The sequence below is a fragment of the Sphingomonas oleivorans genome (genome assembly GCF_003050615.1).
Taxonomy (GTDB): Bacteria; Pseudomonadota; Alphaproteobacteria; order Sphingomonadales; family Sphingomonadaceae; genus Sphingomonas_H; species Sphingomonas_H oleivorans.
This window is the reverse complement of the sequence record NZ_NWBU01000012.1, coordinates 1-22,048: the sequence shown is the minus strand read 5'-3', so window position 1 is coordinate 22,048 and position 22,048 is coordinate 1. Positions and strand designations below refer to the sequence as shown.

Below are 22,048 nucleotides of genomic sequence, written 5' to 3'. Positions count from 1 at the left end.
TGCTCCCGCCTCGACGGCCCGGACCACACGTTCACGAAGATCATTCGAACAGGCTTTCGGCATCACCTGCTGGCCTCCTGCCCAGCCAGCATCGTGAATCACAAAATCACCCGCTCAGGAATCCCCCGCGATTCAAGTCAGATGAAAGACGATCTAGTACCATAATGGTACGCATTTTCGGTTTGAGGAAAGCAACCCGTAAGTGACCCGGCGGCTGAGCGAGAGCCCCTCTCCCAGCCCGACGCCTTCGCTATGGTCCGCCGTCGCGCCAAGGCCGCCGGGATCGAGACGAGGATCGGCAACCACAGCTTCCGCGCGACCGGGATCACCACCTACCTGAATAATGGGGGCACGCTGGAGAACGCGGCCGCCATGGCGGGCCACACCTCCACCCGCACCACCCAACTCTATGACCGCCGCCGCGACGAGATCACCCTGGCCGAAGTGGAGCGGATGAGGTTGTAAAATGCGCTCGCAAATGTGAACTCGATCCGCAGAGGCCTCGGGGTAGGGCCGATGAACTTTCGCCCTACCCGGTGAACTTCTCATAAAACTGGATGTCGTCGGCCAGGATATTACGCAACTCCTGGATGAGAAAGCCATCTTCCAGCAAAGCCTGTCGCGCTTCGTCAGGTGTCGTCACATTTTCACGGATTGAAATATCCAGATCAACGCCGATAAGCCGGCTCAATCGATTAAACGCGTAATCACGTTCCTCGTGGCGGCCGATGAGATCGAATCGTCCCATATCGAACCCGCCAAAATATGTTTGCGAGTAAAGATAGCTAAACAATGGCAGCTGAGCCATTTTGATGATGTCGAGTCTGTTCTGCAAAAAATAGTCATGCAGCGGTTGCTCCTGAGAAGGCAGCTTCTTCCAAAAAAAGAAGATGGAAATGATGTTATCCACCGGGTGCCGAAGCAGGGTGAAAAGCAAACTGTCATCAAGAGCGAACTGGCCCGGATGAAAGTGACCATGCAAACAGGAAACTTCTTCGGGAAGCCGCCTCATCCGAGAAAAATACCGCCCAGGGTCTATGTTGCGTTCAGAAGTTGGGTTGGCGGGGTCGTCTTGATTGTCGGCCTGGTAGCGATCTCCAAATGCCTTCAATAATGCCGCCCCGAGTGATGAACCCGCTGCCTTCGGGGTATGAACGGAAATAAGTTTCAAAGACACCCCCGATGCCTATTGGTGCTCCTAATCCACTGATCTGGAGCTTTGGTTGTATTCAAACCGTTGAGTCGCCTATGGGCCAGAAGCTTTTCCTAACATCGACTAGGACATTAGTTCACATCACGACTCCAAGGCGTGGCGTATGCAATTGTACAGGAAGCTTCGACCGAACGCCTTCACGCCGATTATCCGAACCGGTTCTATCGCCAGGAACCCTAAAAAGCCCGACGCCAGACCAAAGTCATATGAAGGCCGAACAGGGCGGCTCATCCAAGCCTACTTCCCAGATGGTTAGGCCGGCGGCATTGCCATCCGCCGACCCTGCGCCCCTTACCCTTCCGCCAGAACGCCGCGCAGATATCGCCCGTATTCCGACTTGCCGAGCCGAGCGATGGCCTGTTCCATTTCCGCCATGCCGATGAAGCCCTGGCGGAAGGCGATTTCCTCAGGGCTGGCGATCTTGAAGCCCTGGCGCTTTTCAAGCACGCGCACAAATTCGGCTGCGTCGAGCAGGCTGTCAGGCGTGCCGGTGTCGAGCCAGGCATAGCCCCGGCCCATGATCTCGACCGAAAGCTGGCCGCGTTCGAGATAAACGCGGTTGACGTCGGTGATTTCCAGCTCGCCACGTGGGCTGGGTTTCAGGTTGGCGGCAATGTCCACCACCTGCTCGTCGTAGAAATAAAGCCCAGTCACCGCCCAGCTGGACTGCGGGTTCTCGGGCTTCTCCTCGATCGAGAGGGCCTTCATCTCCTTGTCGAAGCTGACCACGCCGTAACGCTCGGGGTCGTTCACATGATAGGCGAATACACTCGCCCCGGTCTTGCGCGCGGTGGCGCCGCCCAGCAGTTCGGGAAGGCCATGGCCGTAAAAGATGTTGTCGCCCAGCACGAGCGCGGAAGGACCGCCGGCGACGAAGTCGGCGCCGATGACATAGGCCTGCGCGAGCCCGTCGGGGCTGGGCTGCTCGGCATATTCGAAGGACATGCCCCACTGCGAACCGTCGCCCAGCAGCGCCTGGAAGGCGGGCAGGTCGCGCGGGGTGGAGATGATCAGAACCTCGCGGATTCCCGCCAGCATCAGTGTGCTGAGCGGATAGTAGATCATCGGCTTGTCATAGACCGACATCAGTTGCTTTGAGGTCGCCAGCGTCATCGGATAGAGCCGCGTGCCGCTACCACCGGCCAGGATGATACCCTTCATTTTTCCTGTCTTTCCTTGCTTGGAGGCGCAGCTCAGTTCGCGTTGGCCAGCAGACGGCCGACGACGGTTTCAAGAGACGTGTGCCACTCCGGCAGCGCTACGCCATGGGTCTTTGCGATCAGGCCGCAGTCGAGCCGCGAATTGGCGGGCCGCTGGGCCGGAGTGGGATAGTCGTCGGTCGCAATCCGCTTCACTGCGGCATGGGGCCCGCCGCGCGCAGCCGAGGTCGAGAAGATGGCTTGCGCGAAATCGGCCCAGCTTGCCTCGCCACGCGCGGTCATGTGGAACACGCCACGCAGCGCCGGATCGGAATCGGCCACGAGATTGCCCGCGACCTTGAGGATGCCATCGGCGATGTCGAGCGCGCTGGTGGGATTGCCGAGCTGATCGGCGACCACCGAGATCTCGTCCCGGTCCCCGGCGAGGCGCAGCATCGTCTTGACGAAGTTGCCGCCGAAGGGGCTGTAGACCCACGCCACACGCAGGACCGCGCTGCTATCACCATGAGTGGCCAGCACGGCCCGCTCGCCCGCTAGCTTTGACGCGCCATAGGCGCCAGTCGGCCCGGTGGGATCCGTCTCGACATAGGGACGATGCAGCGTACCGTCGAAGACGTAGTCGGTCGAGACATGGACCAGCGGCACGCCGAGCGCGCGGGCGGCTTCGGCCACCGCGCCCGCGCCCGCGCCGTTGACGGCATGGGCCAGATCGCTCTCGCTCTCGGCCTTGTCCACCGCCGTATAAGCGGCGGCCGAGACCACCGCGTCGGGCACGGCGGCCTCCATTGCGCGGACGACCGAGGCGGGATCGGCAAGGTCAAGCTCGGGCCGACCCAGCGCGATCACCTCATAGCCATGGGTCGCCCCGCGCGCGATCAGACTGGTGACGACCTGCCCGGACTTGCCAGTGACGGCAATCCTCACGCGGAAGCCTCGGCCTTGGCGGCTTGGGTCAGCCCCAGCCTCTCGCCGTCGTAACGGTCGCGCAAGGGGCGCCACCACCATTCGTTGTCGAGGTACCAGCGCACAGTCTTCTCGATCCCGGTGTCGAAGGTTTCCCGCGCGCGCCAGCCCAGCTCGGTCTCAAGCTTGGTGGCGTCGATGGCATAGCGCGCATCATGGCCCGGACGGTCAGTGACGAACGCGATCAGTTCCTCGCGCGGGCGGTTGGCGGGCACGAGTTCGTCGAGAACCGCGCAGATCCGGCGCACGACTTCGATGTTGCGGTGCTCGTTGCGGCCGCCTACGTTGTAGGTCTCGCCCGGACGGCCCCGCTCGATGATGAGGTCGAGCGCGCGCGCGTGGTCGTCAACATAGAGCCAGTCGCGCACGTTCTCGCCCTTGCCGTAAACCGGCAGCTCGCGTCCGGCGAGCGCGTTGAGTATGGTCAGTGGGATCAGCTTCTCGGGGAAGTGATAGGGTCCGTAGTTGTTCGAGCAGTTCGACACCACCACCGGCAGGCCGTAGGTGCGCTGCCAAGCCTTGGCGAGATGGTCGGACGCCGCCTTTGATGCCGAATAGGGCGAGCTGGGGTCGTAAGAGGTGGTTTCTTCGAACAACCCTTCCTCCCCCAGCGAACCGTAGACCTCGTCGGTCGAGACGTGGAGGAAGCGAAACGCCGCCTTCGCCGCGCCTTCCAGCCCGTTCCAGTATTCGCGCGCAGTCTCGAGCAGGGTGAAAGTGCCCACGACGTTCGTCTGGATGAAGTCGGCCGCGCCGGTGATCGAACGGTCGACATGGCTCTCGGCGGCCAAGTGCATGATTCTGTCGGGACGGAATTCGGCGACGGCGGCCCGCATGGCCGCGCCGTCGCGGATGTTGGCCCTGAGGAAGTGGTGGTTCGCCTTGCCTTCGACGGCCTTGAGCGAAGCCTCGTTGCCCGCATAGGTCAGGGCATCGATGGTCAGGATCTCGTAGCCTTTCTCCAGCACCAGATGGCGCACGAGGGCCGAACCGATGAAACCGGCGCCGCCAGTGACGATGACACGCATTCGAATGAATCCTTAGTCGAGGGGCCCCAGCGGGCGGCCATCATAGGGGAAGGGACTGTCGAAGTCGGCAAGCAGGGGCTGCACGGCATCCTTTGCCGAAAGCTCGGGCGTCACGCCGGCGGGAACGGGCCAGTCGATACCGATCGCCGGATCGTCCCAGCGGATCCCGCCGTCATGATCGGGGGCATAGGTGTCCGAGCACTTGTAGGTGACCTCACAATTAAGCTCGAGCGTCACGAAACCATGCGCAAACCCGATAGGGATGAAAAGTTGGCGCCCGTTTTCCGCAGAAAGCTCCGCGCCTACCCAATGTCCATAAGTGGGCGAGCCCTTGCGCACGTCCACCGCCACATCGAATATGCGGCCGCGGATGCAGCGCACAAGCTTGTCCTGCCCGCGCGGCGGCGTCTGGAAGTGGAGGCCCCGCAGCGTGAACTGGGGCGCGGAAAGCGAGTGATTATCCTGGACGAAGCGGCATTCGATGCCCCGTGCCGCGAAGACAGGCTCGGAATAAACTTCGGTGAACCAACCGCGGGCATCGCCATGCCGACGCGGAACGATGAGTTGAACGGGAGAGGAGCTTTGATTCATGGGTCCCGGGTTAGCCGCGCCTTACGCACATCACAAAGTGAAAGTTGCGTTAATCTTTCGGCAAGTCCGACGGCTGAAAGCGGTCGGGTCAGACGCAGGCCGAGAAGCCATGAGGGACGCGATCACTGAGGAGGCCGTTTTGCATGAACCCGTCATTACCCAAATGGCACCACTCCTTTGCCTGGGGGGTTGCGGGAACGCGCGAATTTGGTATTCGAGGCCGCATCTTATTACGTGTCTAGCGGAACTGATTGCCAGTGAAGCTTACCCGAACGTGGCGATAATCATGCCTGTTTTTGGAAATCTGCGCGAGTCGAAAATGGTGCGGTTCAGGAGTGACGCCACCTCCGTTCAGGAGACCGATGTAAAGCGCATTTTTCTTGAGCGCAACAAACTCTTCATCAGGATTATGGGTTACTGAAAAAGTCGGCAGTCGTGACTTTCCCATTCCCAGTTCGCCGTCCTGTACCCTGGCGCAACGGCAAGAGCTTGCGTACGGTTCTGCGACTTGCCCTCGGGGTGTCGGCCAGCCAATCGTTCAGCGCCATCCTTGACTTGTCACGCGGAAAGCGCGTACGCGCCTGGAACAAACTCTGCCTGATCGCATCGCGTAACCCGCGTTACTACCAACGCTGGACCACCATTGCTGAACCCGCTTGGGCCAAGGCCCTGTTTCGAGAAAATCCCGCGACAGACGGCTTGGCTCAGCCGATTTGTTTGGTGCTCGACTGCGCAAGTGACTACGATGCTGCGGTACGCACCATCGCCAGTCTCAAGACGGCATTCGGACCAGACGTGGATATCTGGACCCAAGGCTCCGCGTTTCCGGAATGCAAAACCTTCGCCACTGGTTCGCAGATCGCCCTGGACGAGGCGCTCGACGCTGTTCTCGGGGGTCCTGCCATTCCGGAAAGTGCCGTCTCGTGGCTGTTGCCGATAAAGGCGGGCGATCTTCTTTCACCATGGTGCGGTCGGGCGCTGGCTCATGCTCTTCGGCGGGATGCGGCTTGCGAGATCGTCTACTGGGATATCGACGATATTCGCGATGGAATACGGCGCAATCCTTGGATAAAAGGCGAGTGGGATCCTTTGCTCTATCTCGCGCGTGACAGCTTGAGCAGGGCCTGCGCATTGTCCGGCAAATCCGCAATCGAGGCTGCCAGGCGATTGGGTAAGCAGGCATTTGGTTCCGACGCCCTATCTGCGCTAGTCATGGAGCTGGTTGCCAAAGATGACGCGCCATCGCCTTCCCACATACCTTTGATCCTGACGCACTGCGCCGCGCCGGATGACCGGCTCGAACCGGATCACTGGGCCACATTGGTGACGCGGCGATGGCGCGAGCAGGCCACATTGCTTCAGTGTGGTAGCCAACAGCCCTTTTATCGCGTCGCGCCGCCCGAACCGAAAATCTGGCCGTCAGTGTCGATAATCATTCCGACCCGCGACAAGGTCGAACTGCTGTCGGCCTGCCTTGCGGGCCTTTCGCGACTTCGGTATCCTGGGGCGTGCGAAATTATTGTGGTCGATAACGGCACGACGCAGCCTGCGGCCTTGCGCCTGCTCGAAGAGCTGCAAGCGGACGACACGGTCCAGGTCATTCGGGATGACGGCCCTTTCAATTTCTCGGCATTGAACAATCGCGCTGCGGCACAAGCGGCCGGCGACGTATTCTGCCTCCTGAATAACGATGTCGAAGCACTCGATGGCGACTGGCTTGCGGCAATGGTCCGGCATGCGGTTCGACCGGACGTAGGCGCGGTGGGGTCCATGCTTCTCTATCCTGACGGCTCGGTGCAACACGCAGGAGTGGCGATCGGTATAGGCGGAGCTGCCGGTCACTTGGCGCGCGGCGCCATGCCGACCGACCCCGACCATTTCGCCTGGCATGGCGTTACCCGAAGCGTTTCCGCCGTGACCGCAGCTTGCCTTGTGGTGCGCCGTGAAGCCTATTTTTCCGTTGGAGGACTCGACGCGGCCGCCTTCCCCGTCGCCTTCAACGATGTCGATTTCTGCCTGAAGTTGCAGCAGAGCGGTTTGCGCAACGTGTTCGTGGCAGAGGCCCGATTGATCCATCACGAATCCGTTTCGCGGGGAAAAGATCATGCGCCCGCGAACATCGAGCGCTTCAATGGCGAACTTGCGCGCTTTCGTAAAAGATGGGGTAGCGCGGAGCATTCCGATCCCCATTACAGCCCGCTTTTCTCGAGATCAGCCGAACCATGCCTGCTCGCTTTCTAAATTCGGGCCCCAAGCCAAAGTCGCCAGCCCTTTCGCTCGACGAGGTCACGCTGGTTGCTGTAACCAGCGTCGCTATTGCTGCCACGGTGCGCGCACTCAGGAAAAGCCAGGAACAGGCTCGTTTCGGATCCGTCCTCTTGTTGTCCGATCGCCCCCCACCAGAAGTGCCCGAGGATGCGATGGCATGGAAGCAGATCGCGCCGATCCGTTCTCGCGACGAATATTCCCGCTTCATTCTCGATCATTTGGCAGAGCACATCGAAACGCGCTTCGCGCTCATCGTGCAATGGGACGGCTACGTACTTGATGGATCACGCTGGCGGGACGAATTCCTGAACTACGACTACGTCGGCGCTCCCTGGCCTCATTTTGAAGACCGGCAAACGGTGGGTAATGGCGGTTTCTCCCTCAGATCAAAGCGCTTGCTTGAGGCATGCCGCGGCTTGCAACTGCATAAAAACGAAGCTGAGGATGTCTTGGTATGTCGCTCCTATCGGCATGAGCTGGAGAAGAAGCACGGCCTGCGGTTCGCACCTGAACACCTTGCCCGCCAATTCGCCTATGAACGCACGGAAAAGCAAGGCGACGAATTTGGCTTCCACGGCGTGTTCAATATGATCCGGGACATGCCGCAAGCCGAATTCTCCGCCATCCTTGCGGCGCTTGAACCCCACCTTCTTGGCCGGCGGGAAAGTGGCGAGATCATTCGCGAAGCCCTGCGGCGCGGCCACTTCCACACTCTTAGACAAGGTCTGAGGCAAAGGCTCTCATGGTGTCGCTGAACGTGCGCTGGCCCGGGTCGATGATCTCTGCCTTCCCTGATATGGCGCTGGGGACATATGTGGTGAAGCAACTGGACCTGGCAAAGCCAAGCCATTACCGCAAGTGCGAAGCTGAGCTCTCAAGCCGCACGATTGTTTACGATTTTCGGAAGAAAGTGTGATGGATACGGAATTGGAGCGGTTCGATCTTTCGCAGTTCCGCGGGCGAATTGCTTATGAACATCTGCATCGTTACGCGATCTGTCGCGAAAGCGTGGCCGGAAAGCGGGTCCTCGATCTCGCATGCGGCACCGGCTACGGCTCGGCCCTGTTGGCGCAGGCCGGAGCGGAGGTAACCGGCGTCGACATCAGCCCTGAAGCCATACGCATGGCGAAAAAACGCTACGGTGCCGACGTCATTTTTGCGATCGCAGATTGCTACGATCTGCCGTTTGCTGACGATACGTTTGATGTCGTCGTCGCCAACGAAATGATCGAGCACGTCGAGAATCACGACGGGCTGATCAAGGAAGCGAAGCGGGTGCTCACGGACGGCGGCCTCTTCCTTGTTTCGACTCCCAACAAGCCGATCTATAATCGCTACAAGGCGCCCAATGTCTTCCACGTCTCGGAGATGGAAGTCGGGGAGTTCCGGCGGCTGTTGACGAGGCACTTCCGTGAAGTGCACCTGACGGGCACACGCATGGCGCTGGTGTCGGTCGGGTATGAACTGGACGGGCCCTCGAACACGGGCAACATGGCTGCGGCCAACATCTATCGCATGGCCGTCAGCAATGATGCGATGCCGACTGTCGACAGCGGCGAACTGTGGCTGGACGATGCCGAGTACGTGCTTGCCGTCTGTTCGCAAAAGCCGTTCGAGCTGGCCGCGCCGCGTTCCACCATGTTCTACTCGCGCGAGGACGATCTCTGGCTCGAGCACGAGAAGATCATGGCCTGGGCCTCACAGCTCCACGAGGAAGACGAGGAACTGCGAGCGAACTTGGCGCGCTCCCGGCAGGATATCAAAGCCGGGAACGAGGCCATGGCCCGCGCGCGGGAGGAAAAGTCCGCCCTCGAGGAACGGCTGCACGACCTGAAGCGCGCAAGCGATTCCGTGAGCGATGCGATCACCCTGCAGCGCGAAGGGCTGCAGCGCGAGTTCGCGCTGGTCTCCCGCCTGCTGGGGCGGATCGTCGGGGGCGAAGCGCCCTCGGATTCCGCCGCCATGGTGGAAAGCATGTTCCATCTGGGCGAGCAGCTGGCGGAACTGCGCGCGCGGAGCACCGAGCTGGAGCCGCTGAAGGAAAGACTGGCCAACGTCGAACGCAGCGAGGCGGAACTGCGCAGCCTCGCCGACACGCTGAAACTGGAGAAGATGCATGCGGAGTTCGAACTCCAGGCCGCTGCGCATGAGCAGGAGCGCGCCCGCAACGAACTGGCCCGGTCGAAGGAGGTAGCGGATCGCGCCGCCGCCGAGCTGGAACAGGCTCAGGCGCAGCTCGCAGCGTCCCGTAACGAACTGACGCAGGAGAAGGTACAACTCGCCGCGTCCCGTAATGCGCTGGAGCAGGCTCAGGCGCAGCTCGCCGCGTCCCGTGACGAACTGACGCAGGAGAAGGCGCGAAATGCGCGCGAACGGCAGGCCCGGGCAAGCGGCGCGCTACCGGGGCATCCCGCTCAGGCCTCCGCGATCCAGGCTTTCGGCGGGCAGGTGGAAACCGATCCTAGGCATGCGCGCAGTCGCGAGCGGTTCGACGTGACGCATCGCCGGGTCCGCGCGGCGCTGCACCGGGCCCCGCAGGCCATCCAGGGGCGGCTTGCGGGTCGGCAAGACCCGCCCGTAGGCCGGTCGAAGGCGTGGAAGCGCGTCCTCGGCCTACCCGGCGCGCCCTTCCACACCGCGATCTTCGACGCTTCGTGGATCGCTCGGCAGGCGCCCGATCTGCAGCGCGTCACGCTGGGGCGCTTCATCGCCGACCCGCGCTGCCGAACGCTGGAGCCGCATCCGCTTTTCGCCTCGGCGCAATATGTCGCCAACAACCACGACGTCGCCGTCAGCGGCATGTCGCCGCTGGAGCACTATGTCCGCCACGGTTGGCGCGAAGGCAGGAACCCGCACGTCCTTTTCGCCAACGACTGGTATCTCGAGCAGAACCCTGACGTGCTGGCCTCAGGGCGGATCAACCCCCTCGACCACTACCTGCAGTTCGGGTGGCGCGAAGGCCGCTGGCCCAATCCGGTATTCGACCCGCGCGCCTACCTCGACCGTTACCCGGACGTCGACGAAGCGGGCATCGAACCGCTGACGCACTTCGTCGCCTACGGCCAAGCCGAAGGGCGCGAGGCGCAGTTCCGCGCGATGGACCCGGAATGGCGCCGCTTCCTGCCGCCCTCGGCGACCGGACGCCCGCTGATCGAATACCTGCTTTCCGCGGAACCTGCGGCGATTGTTCCCACCGAAGGGGATTCCGCATCCGCCGCCGGCGCCACAACGCATGAGGCCGCTTGGCCGCCCAGGCCGCTCAACGATTACTGGCCGCCGCAGACCCTGCGCGATTTCGTGATCGACGGCTACGGCGAGCAAGCCATCGACCTCTACTGGTATCTCTACTCGGTGATGGACACGTTCGCCGACCGGCAGGACGAGTTCGCCACCTCGGATGTCCATGCAGGCCTGATCGAACGGGCCAAGCATCGCTCCGCCGCGAAAGTCCTGCCCGAAGGCAGCGCGCCGGACGCCTCGATCATCATTCCTGTCTACAACAACATCGTCGATACACTGCTGTGCGTCGTTTCGCTGCTGGAGATGGAATCCGAGCGCAGCTTCGAGGTCATCGTCGCCGACGATGGATCGACGGACACGACGCCGCAGGTCGTCACCGCGATCGGGGGAATCGTCCGCTACGTCCGTCAGCCGCGTAACTACGGCTTCCTCGGCAATTGCAACGAGGCCGCTAAGCAGGCGACGGGGCGGCACATCGTGCTGCTGAACAACGATACGCTGGTCATGCCCCGCTGGCTCGACGCCCTGCTCATGCCGTTCGACACCTTCGAGAACGTGGGGCTCGTCGGGTCGAAGCTGATCAACTGGGACGGCTCGCTGCAGGAGGCGGGCGGCATTTTCTGGGAGGATGGGTCCGCCTGGAATTTCGGGCGCGGCCAGGATGCCCGCGCGCCGGAGTTCAACTACGTCAAGGACGTGGACTACTGCTCCGGCGCGGCCATCGCGATCCCGGCAGGCATCTGGCGGGAGCTGGGCGGCTTCGATCCCGTCTATACGCCCGCGTACTGCGAGGATTCCGACATCGCCTTCCGCCTGCGCGACGCGGGCTATCGCACGCTCTACAGCCCCGAGTCCGAAGTGGTGCATCACGAAGGTCGCAGCCACGGCCGCGACCTATCATCGGGCGTCAAGGCCTATCAGACGGCCAACCAGCAGCGCCTGCTCGAACGCTGGCAGCACGTGCTCCAGCGCGATCATTATCCCAACGCCCAGAACGTGCTGCGCGCCCGGGATCGTTCGTTCGACAAGCGGCACCTGCTGATCGTCGACCATTACGTGCCGCAGTTCGACCGCGACGCCGGTTCGCGCACGATCTTCGATTTCATCCAGACCCTGCTGGACGACGACTGGTCGATCACGTTCTGGCCCGACAACCTGTGGCGCGACCCGGACTACACCCCGCGGCTCCAGCAGCTTGGTGTTGAAGTGATCTTCGGCTCGAAGTTCCGCAACGGGTTCGAGGAGTTCCTGCGCCAGCGGAAGGACCTCTACGACGCCGTTCTGCTCAGTCGCCCCCATATCGCCAAGGACTATCTGTCCGCAGTCACGGCTCTGACGTTGGCGAAAATCGTCTATTACGGCCACGACATCCACTTCAGCCGCATGGCTGCCCAGGCGAAGCTGGAAGGCAAGGATGCGAACGCCTCCCAGATCCAGGAAATGAAGGCGCTGGAACTTTCGATTTGTAATGGATCGCATGTCGTCCTCTATCCGAGCGAGGAGGAAGCGCGCACGATTGCGGGCCTAGTTTCACCGAGCGTCCGCACCGAGGCCATTCCGGCATACCGGTTCGCGGAAGCCCACCTGGAGACAGCCGAGATCCGCATCCGGAACAGGGGTGCTCCGTCCGGGCCGCTCAAGCTGCTGTTCGTCGGCGGGTTCAAGCATCAGCCGAACGTCGACGGCATCGTGTGGTTCTGCGACAACGTGGCGCCTTTGCTCAGAGCGGACGCGATCGCCTTCGAGCTGAAGGTGGTCGGCTCCAACCCGAACGAGACGGTCATGGCCCTGGCGCAGCCCGACATCGACGTCGTGGGCTTCGTCAGCGACGAGACCCTGGACGCGCTCTACCGGGAAGCGGACATCGTGATCGCGCCGCTGCGCTATGGCGCCGGGGTGAAGGGCAAGGTCGTCGAGGCGATGGCCCGGGGCGTCCCGGTCGTGACCACGGATGTCGGCGCGCAGGGTATCGATCCTGAAGGCGAGTTCCTGTTCGTCGGCAACGCCCCGGCCGATTTCTCACGGAACATCGAGCGGGCGTCTCACGTGGAGGCGGCGGAGCAGCGCACGACCAAGGCGATCGATTTCGTCCGCAACCATTACTCCCAGAACGCCATGAAAAGAATGTTCCATTCGGTCTTGGATTAAATTTAAGATTTCTTTCATGAATTCGGAAAAATTCTCGATGATCTTCTTCAACGATAACGTCAGGTCGCGCGCCCCTCTGCGGTTGGGACTGGGAGGTGGAGGAACCGACCTGGCGATCTACAGCGACGAGCACGGCGGCGTCGTGCTCAACGCCACGATCGACCGCTATGCCTATGCCCATCTCACCAGGCGTGATGAAGGGAATATCCTCTTCAAGGCGGACGACCTGGGGACCGAGGAAGCCCTGCCCTGCTCGCTCGACTTCGACATCCGTGAGGGGCTTTGCCTGCACCGTGCGGTGTACCGGTACATGATGCGCGAGTACAACGGCGGCTGCGCCGTGCCGATGACGATCACGACCACCATCGACGTTCCCGCCGGTTCGGGGCTCGGCGCCTCGTCGGCACTGACGGTGGCGCTGATCGAGGCCTTCACGCTCGCTATGCAGTTGCCGCTCGGGCCTTACGAGGTCGCCAGGCTCGCCTATCACATCGAGAGACGCGAGCTGGGCCTGATGGGTGGCATGCAAGACCAGTACGCCGCCGCCTTCGGCGGCTTCAACTTCATCGAGTTCCTGCAGGGCAACGCTGGCGTCATCGTCAATCCGCTGCGGCTGCGGCGCGACTATCTCAACGAATTCGAATCCTCGCTGGTCATCTGCTTCAGCGGGCAATCGCGTGAATCCGCCGAGATCATCAAGCAGCAGGTCGGCGGCCTAAAGGAACTGAATGACGCGACGCTCGCGGCCATGCACGAGATCAAGCAGGATGCGCACAAGATGAAAGTCGACATCCTCTCCGGCGACATCCGGGGCATGGCCGAAGTGCTGCGCAGCTCATGGCTGTCGAAGAAGCGGACGGCATCCTCGGTCTCCAACTCGACCGTCGAGAGGCTGCTCGAAGTGGCGATGGGAAACGGCGCCTGGGCGGGTAAGGTCTCGGGCGCGGGCGGCGGCGGATTCATCATGCTGCTGACCGACCCGGAACGGCGATTCGGGCTGATCCGCAAGCTCAACGAGGAAGGCGGCGACGCCAGCGCCGTTAAGCTGACCTTTGAGGGGGCAGAAGCCTGGGCGGTTCGGTAACCATGGCCGGCCCCGTGACGCCCAGCGCCGTTGCTCAATGCGTGATCCTGCTGGGCGGGCTCGGCACGCGCTTGGGCGAACTCACGCGCGAGACACCGAAACCGCTGCTGCCGGTGGCTGGAAAGCCGTTCATCGACGTCCTGGTCGGCGAGGCGGTCAGGCGCGGGTTTCGCGACATCCTGCTGCTGGCCGGCTTTCGGTCCGAAGTTGTCACCGACTACGTGCAGGGACTGAACTCCAGGCTGCCGGAGGGATGCCGCGTCACCGTATCGGTCGAACCCGAACCGCTCGGCACCGGCGGCGCGCTGACTTTCGCCCAGGAGCAGCTGGCGGATCGCTTCCTCCTGTTGAACGGCGATACCTGGTTCGACTTCAACTGGCTCGACCTTATCGACGTCGCCGACGACGGATCGGCCGTGGCGGCACGCGAGGTTCCGTTGGCCGACCGCTACGAAAGCCTTCTCCTTGCCGGCGACAACCGTGTCGAGGCCATCGTCCCGCGCGGGGCAGGCGGCACGCCCGCCCTGATCAATGGTGGCGTGTACCTGCTGCGCCGCTCCGACATCGACGGGTTTTCGGACAGGTTCTCGATCGAGGAAGACCTGCTCCCGGCACTCGTCGCGCGCGGAGAACTGCGCGCCCGCGCCTATCGGGGCTTCTTCCTCGACATCGGCATCCCTGAAACCTACGCCGCCGCGCAGGCCGACATCCCCGCGCAGCAACGCCGCCCCGCCCTATTCCTCGACCGGGACGGGGTGCTCAATCACGACGACGGCTATGTCGGTTCTATCGACCGACTACGCTGGATCGACGGCGCGGCGCAGGCCGTTCGCCTGGCCAACGACCTTGGCTTCTACGTGTTCGTCGTCACCAATCAGGCCGGCGTGGCCCGCGGCTTCTATGACGAGGACGCCGTGGCCGCCCTGCACGGCCGGATGGCGGCATCGCTGCGCGCATCGGGCGCCGCGATCGACGACTGGCGCTACTGCCCCTACCATCCCGAAGCGAAGCTGGACGCCTACCGGACCGTCCATCCTTGGCGCAAGCCGCAGCCCGGCATGCTCCTCGACCTGATGGAGTGCTGGCCTGTCGACCTCTCCCTCAGCATTCTCATCGGCGACCAGCCTACCGACCTAGCAGCAGCCGAAGCCGCAGGGGTCGCCTCGCTGCATTTCACGGGCGGAAATCTTCACGATTTTGCGGCCCCTCACCTAACCACGCTGGCCAATCGCCGGATAGAAGGCAATCTCGCGTCATGACCACTGAAGTTTTCCCGCATCCCTCGGTCCTAGCGATGGAGGACGCCGTCGCTCGCACGACTGACTGGCTGTGCAACGTCGCCGCCCCGCTGTGGTCCACGCGCGGCCGTACCGCTTCCGGCCTCTTCGCCGAGCGGATGACACTGGCCGGAGAGCCGGACGATTCCTACTTCCGCACCTTCGTTCAGGCGCGGCATGTCTTTTCGTTCTGTGCGATAGGCAGGCTCGGTTGGCATGGGCCCTGGCGCGAACTGGCGGGAGAGACGGTGGAGACTCTGCTCGCCCGCGCTCGCAGGCCGGACGGGTTCTTCGTGCACAAGCTGGACGCCGGCGCGAACCAGCTCGATCCGCGCGCGGATCTGTACGACCAGGCTTTCGTCCTCTTCGCGCTCGGCACCGCCGGCGCAGCGCTCGACAGGGAGGGCTACTTCGATGCGGCGGAAGACCTGCTGGACACCATCGAGCGGCAGTGGAGCCATCCTGCAGGCGGCTTCACCGAAGGCGAGATCGTCGATCCGCGAGTGAGGCGGCAGAACCCCCACATGCACCTGTTCGAGGCCGCGCAGGCCCTTTTCGACGGCAGCACTCGCGCCCGCTTCGGCAATCTATCGCGATCCATCGCGGCCTTGGCTTCGGAGCGGATGATCGATCCCGTAACCGGAGCGCTGCTCGAATATTTCAACGAGGATTTCACGCCCGCGCCAGGGACCGAAGGCACGATTGCCGAGCCAGGCCATTGTTTCGAATGGGCGTGGCTGTTCGAGCGACTGGCGCGTAGGGGCTGGGAACCGGGCACGGGAATTTCCGACCGCTTGGTCGCATTCGCGCGCGGGACCGGCATCGACCCGGAACGCGGCGTCGCCATCAACGAAGTGCTGACGGACGGCACGGTCCACGATGCAAAGGCGCGGCTGTGGCCGCAGACCGAGCGCATAAAAGCCGCGGCCGCCCGCTTGCGCCGCACCGGCGCCCCGGAAGAGGCGGCGGAGGCGGTCGCCGCCGTCGCCGGGCTAGAGAAGTACTATGACGTTACCACACCCGGCTTGTGGCGCGACAAGCTGTGCCTCGACGGAAGCTGGCTGGAAGAGCTTGCCCCCGGCAGCTCACTGTATCACATTAGCTGCGCCTATTTGGAGCTAGCCGAGGGCGCCTGAATCCGCCTGCGTGAAGCTGGCTGCCTGAGCACCCGGCCTACGCCGGATCGGCGCCCGTTCAGGCTTGCAGAAGGCGCCTTGCGAAGCCTTCGATGGCGCCGATGTCCAATTCCACACCGTCAGGCCCGGCAGGCAGCCGGTGGTAGGCGATCCGATGGCCCATGGTATCGCAGATGCCGGCATGCCACAGGTTGTAGCGATCTTCCTGCATCAGCACACCCAGCACAGCGCCCGGGTCGGTGAAAATCGCAGAATGGAGCGCGCTGCCGTCCTCGCCGACGATGAAGCGGGCGGTGGAAAACACGTGGGCCTGTTCCTGAAGACTGTGCTGCTCGGGATAATAGACGCTGAAACCAAGCGACTGCAGCGCGTTTTCCAGGGCCGTGTAGTCCGAGAGTCCCCGCTGCCCGCCCCAGTTTCGACGGCTGATGAAGAGCTTGTCCTGCCCCGCCGGAGGGTGCGTGCAATTGGCGTGGTTGAAGTGAGCCCGCAACGCGTTCCACGCCAGCGAATTGATGGGCTGGGCGAGCGCGTATCCGCACTTCATTCCCGTCGGCATCCGGAGATTGCGGTGCTCGGTCAGCTTGTGCTGGTAGCACTCCACATGCTCTATGCCCGCGGCGTCCAGCAGCACCTTCATCCAATCGGCAAGGTGGTCGAACACGAACTTCGCCTCCGTGTTCATCGCCATGTGCCGAGTGATCGCCAATTGCGGGACGTAATCCAGCAGCCAGTGACCAAAAATGCCGTAGCCGGGATACTTCATCATGACGACATTGTCGTCGTGACGTTCCGGCTCGCCGAAGTCTGCTATCAGGGCCTCGTCGGAGGCCCATTCGATAAAGCCGACTCCCGAGGTCTCGATCCACCAGTTGAAGTAGTCCCTCCCCCAGTTCACCGCGTGCCCTAGGAACAGGACGCCATTCTCGACGTCGACACGCAATCCGTCGCGTCCCAGACACCAGATTCGCTCGAAGACGAGCTCTCCGCACGGCGCGATCGCGTGCGCCTGGCCAGCCATGTCCCAATAGCCGTCCGCGAGACCGCGGTTGTACTCGTCGTCGAGAATGAAAAGCGCATCCGACCTTTTCTGGCGCCAGTTCCGCAACAGCGGCCGATACATGACCCGGGCAAGGGCCCGCGCGATATCAGGATCGTTCTGGTACACCTGGGGGATGTCGCCCGACATCTTGCAGTCCAGGTTCACGATTTTGTAGGTTTTCAACATCTCTTAGGCCTCGCGCGATCGTCAGGTGCCTGATCGCATGTATTCGTCGTGGGATTCCTGCGCCTCCACGAGGCTGGGATAATGCGTCAGGACTCCGGATCGCAAGACCGAGCCGCGTTCGCAATGGTCGAACAGGAAGCGGGCATCGTGCGAGACGATGATGAATGCGCGATCGCCGCGCTTTCCGAACAGCTCTTCCTGACACCGGGCCTGGAACCGCGCGTCACCCACCGCGAACACTTCATCAAGCAGATAGCAGTCGAACTCGATCATCATAGAAATTGCGAAGGCGAGCCGCGCACGCATACCTGAGGAGTAGGTCTTGATCGGCTCTTTCAGGTACTTGCCGAGCTGGGAGAAATCCTCGACGAACTCGAGCGCTTCGCGCCAGTCCTGGCCATAGATGCGGCAAATGAAGCGGACATTGTCGACGCCAGTGAGCGTACCCTGGAACGCCCCGGAGAAAGCCAGCGGCCAAGAGATGCGCATGCGACAGTCCACGACACCGCGGGTGGGCTGCTCGATACCGCTGATAATGCGGATGAGGGTGGACTTGCCTGCCCCGTTGCCCCCGATAATCGCCAGGCGCTCGCCACGCATGACCTGAAGGTTCACGTCTGTCAGGACTTGGGTCGGTCCATGTCCCGTCTGATAAACCTTGTCGACATGATCGAGCAAAATCATTCTGGGATGATTTCCCGGCTAAGTTGTCGCTCGATGGCAAGGCCGATAATGGTCAACGACAAGTTCCACGACAGCAGGTAGCCCACGCTATAGTGCGCCACGATCTTGCTGCCGAAGAAGGCTTCTCGCACCATTTCCGTGCAATGCACCATCGGGATCAGCAACATTTTCTCGCGTGTCCCAGGGGGAATGGCGTCGGCAATGAACGCAGCGCCTGAGAGTGGAAAGAGGATGTAGGCGAGCGGGTGCCACAGTTTTTCAACAAGTTCGGACTTCTCGCCGACGGCTCCCAGGAACAAGGCCAGGCTCGCACCGAACCATGCCGTCATCAGCCACGCGCCGCAAAGCTCGAGAAGGTCCTCCGGCGGGTCCATGTATCCGGTGAACCAGAACAGGATCGTCAAGAAGAAGAACGAGGAGGAAATGCTGATGAATTCCAGCAGCAGGCGCGAGGCGAAGAGATCGATCACCCTGACATTGCGGTGATACATCAGGGCGAGGTTGGACGAGACCGCCATGACGACACGGTTCGGCATGTTTCGCCACAGCAGAATAGTCGAATAGCCGGTCAGCGCGAATGCCATGATCGGCAGGTTTGAGCCATGGTTGGCCCCGATCGCATACCACAGGATGGTCACGCCAATAGTGAACATCATGGGTTCAACGTACAGCCAGAACAAGCCGAGGTTGTGGCGGCCATATCGCGTCAGCAACTCTCGAAGGATCAGCGCCCAGATCACGCGGGTCTGGATCGCCAATGATCGCCTGAATGAGCGCGGCAGCGAGGGCGGAAGTTCGTCGGCCATGATATCAGTCGCGGTGCTCGAACAGGCTCGCCAGGAGCATCCTCAAGATGCCGTAGGTGATGAGGCTGGCGAGGAAGACGGCGAGGACCCCGCGCATGCGACGCGGCTCCAGCGGGGCGTCGGGCAGGTTCGGTTGCACGATGCGCTCAACATAAGCTTGCTTGCGGCGCGCCTCGTTGCGCGCCTGCTCGAGTGAGGCCAGAGCGCTGGCCAACTGCTTGTCTGCAAAGACGCTTTCCAACTGCAGGCGCTGGTACTTCACGGCCGCCGCAGCCAGCGACTTGCGATCACCTGCGACGCGGCCGAGCTGACCATCGATTTCGGCCTGCAGCGAGCCAACCTTGGTCTCGATCACCTCGATCTGCGGGTTCTGCGGCGTGTAACTCTTCAGCTGGACTAGCTGCATCTTCGTCGCGACCAGTTCGTCCTGCAGCTTCGAGATCATCTGCAACTGGACCTCCGCCTGCCGCTCGGGATCGACGACGCCGGATTCGTTGCGATAAGCTGCCAATGCCAGCGATGCGGCGGACGCCTTGCGTTTCGCATCCTCCACTTCGAAGTCAGCATAGCGAATGAGGTCCTGACGCCCGCGCTCATTCATCTTGTTTACCGTCGCCTCGGCCATCTCAAGCAGGCGCTCGTTGAAACGCTGAGCGTCTCTTGCCGTATAAGCACGCACGGTCAGCGTGCTGATCGAAGTGGACGTCTCTGTTTCGATTACAACCTTCCGCTTGAAGTACTTGTAGAGATCCTCAAATGATCCATAAAAGGAAAAAGGAGCAAAGCGATCAAACTGGGAAATCGAGCTTGAGGAGTAAGCCGCCTCGAAAGCCCTGTTGCGATTGAGTTCCCGGAGCGCATCACGGGATTCGACGAAACCCCGGGCTGCGTAGACTTCATCACCCGAACTGGAAAATCCTGCGGTCTTAAGCAGGACGCCCAGACCGGAAGCCGCCGGCTTGTCCGGACTGCGGACCACGAAACGGGATTCCGAGATATAGACGTCAGATGCGAGGAAGCCAAAGTAGATAATCGACAGCACCGTCGGCACAATCACGGCTACAACTAACAGTCGATTGATTTTAGTGAGCTTTTGCAGGATCGGCGCGACCATGGCTGACTATCAGTTCCTTCCGAGGCCCGGCATCCCCGGGAAAAATCGAGCCGGGGGAATGAGCGATGTCGGGCCAATTTGCAATGGCCAGTTGGAAGATCGGGCCATCCGCCGGTACGGAAGGAGCTTGAGCAAGTTAGAACGCCTCTGGCATGCGTCGAACTCACTGCGTCGACGCAATCCCGTTCGAGAATGCTGTTCGTATCGTGCCCACTGCCCACTTTGTCCCCAGCACAATTTATCGGCCGACGCGCCAGCAATGGATTTGCGCGCGTTGCATAAGCATGTGTTCATCGACGGAGCCGAGACGTGCATCTGGTTTCGAACACGCCATGAGCTTTCTGCGGGCACATCGCCAAACCCATTGAGCAGCTGCGGCAAGCTATCTAAGTCGAAGGCCAACACGGCAGGTTTGGAGTGAAGTACCCATCATGACTTTGAGTTCCCTCACGGGATGCCCTCGGGAAGGCACCGCGCTTACCTCGGCAAGGACGATCGGACACGCCTCCTTGTTGACCTTGCTGGCATTTGGCATTTCCGCATGTTCGACGCTCGGGGCGAGCGGCCCGACCACTTCACAGGTCAAGGACTCGGCCGGGCGTCCGCTTGCCGATGCCCAGATCGAGATCGTCAACGTAACCGACCAAGTGGCGCGCAGGGTGATCGCGAGCAACCGCGCTTCATTGTTTTCTGATGTCCTCGGCGAAGGAGAGCCCGTCGGCACGGTGATAGGCCGGGGTGACATCCTCGACATTTCCCTGTGGGAAGCGCCGCCTGCAGTCCTGTTCGGAACGTCCGGCGGCGATTCCAGGCTTGCAGCAACCACGGCGGCCGCAGCGACGACAGCAGCCACTGCACGCGGCACGTCCATTCCGGAACAACTCGTCGACAACGCAGGCCGCATCGTTATTCCGTTCGTCGGCTCGATACCGGTGGCAGGGCGCGATCCGAGGCAGGTCGAGAAGGATATCATAGCACGGCTTGCCGGGAAGGCCCACGACCCGCAAGCGATTGTCCGAATCGTTCGCAACACCACCGCCAACGTGACCGTGGTCGGAGACGTCGCCACCAGCGGCCGCGTTCCGCTGACCCCACACGGCGAGCGGCTGCTCGACGTGCTGGCGAGCGCAGGTGGTGTCAAGCAACCTGTCGGGAAGACGACCATCCAGATATCGCGAGCCGGCAAAACCGTCGCGCTTCCGCTCGAGCAGATCATCCGCGACCCGGCGCAAAACATCCGCCTCGAAGCCGAGGATGTGGTGACGGCCTATTTCCAACCCTACAGTTTCATCGCCCTTGGAGCCACGGGCTCGAGCTCGGAGATCAACTTCGAAGGGACCGGCATCACGCTTTCACAAGCGCTCGGCCGAATGGGCGGGCTGCGCGATGATCGCGCCAATCCTCGCGGCGTGTTCATTTTCCGACTGGAAGCCCCCTCCGCATTGGATCCGGCCACTGCGGCCAGAGCGAGGACCACCCCCGATGGCAAAGTCCCGGTCATCTACCACATCGACCTGAGCGACCCCGCAAGCTTCTTCATCGCCCAGAGCTTTCCGATCCAGAACAAGGACGCCGTTTACGTTACCAACGCCCCAGCCACGGACTTGCAGAAGTTCGTGAACATCGTCTCCTCGATGGCGTTCTCGATCATCGGCATCACGAACCTCACGCAGTAAAATCGGCTAGTTGGAGACGAGGTCGGCCTACCGCTTCGACTTCGTCTCCGTCCCCTTGGGCATACCGTACCGGTTACTCGCTAATGCTGTGCGACGTTCGATGGCCCGGATCCTGGCGACAACAACATGCCGACCAGGGCCGCTTTACCCGCAGGGACCGATGCTACACCGCGAGAACATTCAGGCTCGCCCCCGCCACATCGGTGCGAGAGACCGACACGCCACACAAAATGGTACCATCTTGGTATCCTTTTTTGTTGGTATCTTTGAGATAGCTATCGAGCTAGAGCGTTTTTCACTTAGGTGGCTGCATAGCCGCTGTTGCGGAGATAGTTGGCGCATTCATCGGGCGGAAGCGGTGGAGGAGTTCGCCGATGCGGTCGCAGACGGCATCGAAGGAGCGTTCGCCTGCCTTGCGGAGCAGCGTCTTGA

General features: G+C 62.0%; 17 protein-coding genes and 1 pseudogene. 9 read left to right on the top strand and 9 right to left on the bottom strand.

The window, feature by feature from the left end; genetic code table 11:
* Positions 1-225: 225 nt before the first annotated feature.
* A pseudogene (locus tag CLG96_RS14865) lies at positions 226-465 on the top strand (tyrosine-type recombinase/integrase); the annotation flags it as partial.
* Positions 466-529: 64 nt separating this feature from the next.
* Here the strand turns inward: CLG96_RS14865 and CLG96_RS14860 are convergent.
* The 5 genes from CLG96_RS14860 to rfbC form a co-directional block, all read right to left on the bottom strand.
* Complete coding sequence (locus CLG96_RS14860) at positions 530-1,177, bottom strand: sulfotransferase family protein (RefSeq protein WP_133175407.1); 648 nt, start codon at positions 1,175-1,177, stop codon at positions 530-532.
* A gap of 327 nt (positions 1,178-1,504) precedes the next feature.
* Entirely contained in the window at positions 1,505-2,374 is an 870-nt protein-coding gene (rfbA, locus tag CLG96_RS14855; protein ID WP_107969004.1) for a glucose-1-phosphate thymidylyltransferase RfbA, read from the bottom strand.
* A 32-nt stretch (positions 2,375-2,406) separates the two neighbouring features.
* The gene (rfbD, locus tag CLG96_RS14850; RefSeq protein WP_107969002.1) at positions 2,407-3,297 is read right to left on the bottom strand and encodes a dTDP-4-dehydrorhamnose reductase; all 891 of its coding nucleotides are present in this window, start codon (positions 3,295-3,297) and stop codon (positions 2,407-2,409) included.
* On the bottom strand, positions 3,294-4,364 hold the full coding sequence (gene rfbB / locus CLG96_RS14845) for a dTDP-glucose 4,6-dehydratase (protein ID WP_107969000.1): 1,071 nt from the start codon (positions 4,362-4,364) through the stop codon (positions 3,294-3,296). Before rfbB ends, rfbD begins: the two co-directional genes overlap by 4 nt.
* Before the next feature lie 12 nt (positions 4,365-4,376).
* Positions 4,377-4,955 carry a dTDP-4-dehydrorhamnose 3,5-epimerase gene (gene rfbC / locus CLG96_RS14840; RefSeq protein ID WP_107968998.1) on the bottom strand — a complete coding sequence of 193 codons (579 nt, stop codon included), beginning with the start codon at positions 4,953-4,955 and terminating at the stop codon, positions 4,377-4,379.
* 489 nt (positions 4,956-5,444) lie between these two features.
* Between rfbC and CLG96_RS18510 the strand changes: the two genes are divergently transcribed.
* Genes CLG96_RS18510 through CLG96_RS14800 form a run of 7 tightly spaced genes read left to right on the top strand, consistent with a single transcriptional unit; the run spans position 5,445 to position 16,108 of the window.
* Entirely contained in the window at positions 5,445-7,196 is a 1,752-nt protein-coding gene (locus CLG96_RS18510) for a glycosyltransferase family 2 protein (protein ID WP_133175406.1), read from the top strand.
* Entirely contained in the window at positions 7,178-7,978 is an 801-nt protein-coding gene (locus CLG96_RS18505) for a DUF5672 family protein (RefSeq protein WP_133175405.1), read from the top strand. Before CLG96_RS18510 ends, CLG96_RS18505 begins: the two co-directional genes overlap by 19 nt.
* On the top strand, positions 7,966-8,139 hold the full coding sequence (locus CLG96_RS18825; RefSeq protein WP_165799666.1) for a hypothetical protein: 174 nt from the start codon (positions 7,966-7,968) through the stop codon (positions 8,137-8,139). Before CLG96_RS18505 ends, CLG96_RS18825 begins: the two co-directional genes overlap by 13 nt.
* A complete protein-coding gene (locus tag CLG96_RS14815) occupies positions 8,139-12,611 on the top strand; it encodes a methyltransferase domain-containing protein (RefSeq protein WP_107968987.1) in 4,473 nt (1,490 codons plus the stop codon). Before CLG96_RS18825 ends, CLG96_RS14815 begins: the two co-directional genes overlap by 1 nt.
* A gap of 16 nt (positions 12,612-12,627) precedes the next feature.
* Positions 12,628-13,695: a GHMP family kinase ATP-binding protein gene (locus CLG96_RS14810; protein WP_243395807.1), complete on the top strand. Its 1,068-nt coding sequence runs from the start codon at positions 12,628-12,630 to the stop codon at positions 13,693-13,695.
* Between the two features lie 14 nt (positions 13,696-13,709).
* Positions 13,710-14,954, top strand: coding sequence for an HAD-IIIA family hydrolase (locus tag CLG96_RS14805; RefSeq protein ID WP_207796714.1), 1,245 nt, complete (start codon positions 13,710-13,712; stop codon positions 14,952-14,954).
* Positions 14,951-16,108 carry an AGE family epimerase/isomerase gene (locus CLG96_RS14800; RefSeq protein WP_243395806.1) on the top strand — a complete coding sequence of 386 codons (1,158 nt, stop codon included), beginning with the start codon at positions 14,951-14,953 and terminating at the stop codon, positions 16,106-16,108. The genes CLG96_RS14805 and CLG96_RS14800 overlap by 4 nt, the downstream gene beginning before the upstream one ends.
* Before the next feature lie 58 nt (positions 16,109-16,166).
* Here the strand turns inward: CLG96_RS14800 and CLG96_RS14795 are convergent, their stop codons facing one another.
* From CLG96_RS14795 to CLG96_RS14780, 4 genes are read right to left on the bottom strand one after another with little or no spacing between them, the layout of a single operon-like run.
* The gene (locus CLG96_RS14795; protein WP_107968980.1) at positions 16,167-17,336 is read right to left on the bottom strand and encodes a glycosyltransferase family 61 protein; all 1,170 of its coding nucleotides are present in this window, start codon (positions 17,334-17,336) and stop codon (positions 16,167-16,169) included.
* Between the two features lie 21 nt (positions 17,337-17,357).
* Positions 17,358-18,020 (bottom strand): ABC transporter ATP-binding protein, encoded by a 663-nt coding sequence (locus tag CLG96_RS14790; protein ID WP_107968978.1) that lies wholly within the window; start codon positions 18,018-18,020, stop codon positions 17,358-17,360.
* Positions 18,017-18,826 carry an ABC transporter permease gene (locus tag CLG96_RS14785; RefSeq protein WP_107968977.1) on the bottom strand — a complete coding sequence of 270 codons (810 nt, stop codon included), beginning with the start codon at positions 18,824-18,826 and terminating at the stop codon, positions 18,017-18,019. Before CLG96_RS14785 ends, CLG96_RS14790 begins: the two co-directional genes overlap by 4 nt.
* Before the next feature lie 4 nt (positions 18,827-18,830).
* Positions 18,831-19,940, bottom strand: a complete 1,110-nt coding sequence (locus CLG96_RS14780) for a KpsE/RkpR family capsule polysaccharide export protein (RefSeq protein WP_107968975.1) — start codon at positions 19,938-19,940, stop codon at positions 18,831-18,833.
* Between the two features lie 509 nt (positions 19,941-20,449).
* Between CLG96_RS14780 and CLG96_RS14775 the strand changes: the two genes are divergently transcribed.
* Positions 20,450-21,616 (top strand): polysaccharide biosynthesis/export family protein, encoded by a 1,167-nt coding sequence (locus CLG96_RS14775; RefSeq protein ID WP_243395805.1) that lies wholly within the window; start codon positions 20,450-20,452, stop codon positions 21,614-21,616.
* The last annotated feature ends 432 nt before the right edge of the window (positions 21,617-22,048 follow it).

Bases quoted from the DNA above. Each gene is read 5' to 3' on its own strand.
- CLG96_RS14780 (WP_107968975.1), bottom strand. From the start codon at position 19,940: ATGGTCGCGCCGATCCTGCAAAAGCTCACTAAAATCAATCGACTGTTA.
- rfbC (WP_107968998.1), bottom strand. From the start codon at position 4,955: ATGAATCAAAGCTCCTCTCCCGTTCAACTCATCGTTCCGCGTCGGCAT.
- CLG96_RS14800 (WP_243395806.1), top strand. From the start codon at position 14,951: ATGACCACTGAAGTTTTCCCGCATCCCTCGGTCCTAGCGATGGAGGAC.
- CLG96_RS14790 (WP_107968978.1), bottom strand. From the start codon at position 18,020: ATGATTTTGCTCGATCATGTCGACAAGGTTTATCAGACGGGACATGGA.
- rfbA (WP_107969004.1), bottom strand. From the start codon at position 2,374: ATGAAGGGTATCATCCTGGCCGGTGGTAGCGGCACGCGGCTCTATCCG.
- CLG96_RS18825 (WP_165799666.1), top strand. From the start codon at position 7,966: ATGGTGTCGCTGAACGTGCGCTGGCCCGGGTCGATGATCTCTGCCTTC.
- CLG96_RS14785 (WP_107968977.1), bottom strand. From the start codon at position 18,826: ATGGCCGACGAACTTCCGCCCTCGCTGCCGCGCTCATTCAGGCGATCA.
- CLG96_RS14815 (WP_107968987.1), top strand. From the start codon at position 8,139: ATGGATACGGAATTGGAGCGGTTCGATCTTTCGCAGTTCCGCGGGCGA.
- CLG96_RS14795 (WP_107968980.1), bottom strand. From the start codon at position 17,336: ATGTTGAAAACCTACAAAATCGTGAACCTGGACTGCAAGATGTCGGGC.
- rfbB (WP_107969000.1), bottom strand. From the start codon at position 4,364: ATGCGTGTCATCGTCACTGGCGGCGCCGGTTTCATCGGTTCGGCCCTC.
- CLG96_RS18505 (WP_133175405.1), top strand. From the start codon at position 7,178: ATGCCTGCTCGCTTTCTAAATTCGGGCCCCAAGCCAAAGTCGCCAGCC.
- CLG96_RS14810 (WP_243395807.1), top strand. From the start codon at position 12,628: ATGAATTCGGAAAAATTCTCGATGATCTTCTTCAACGATAACGTCAGG.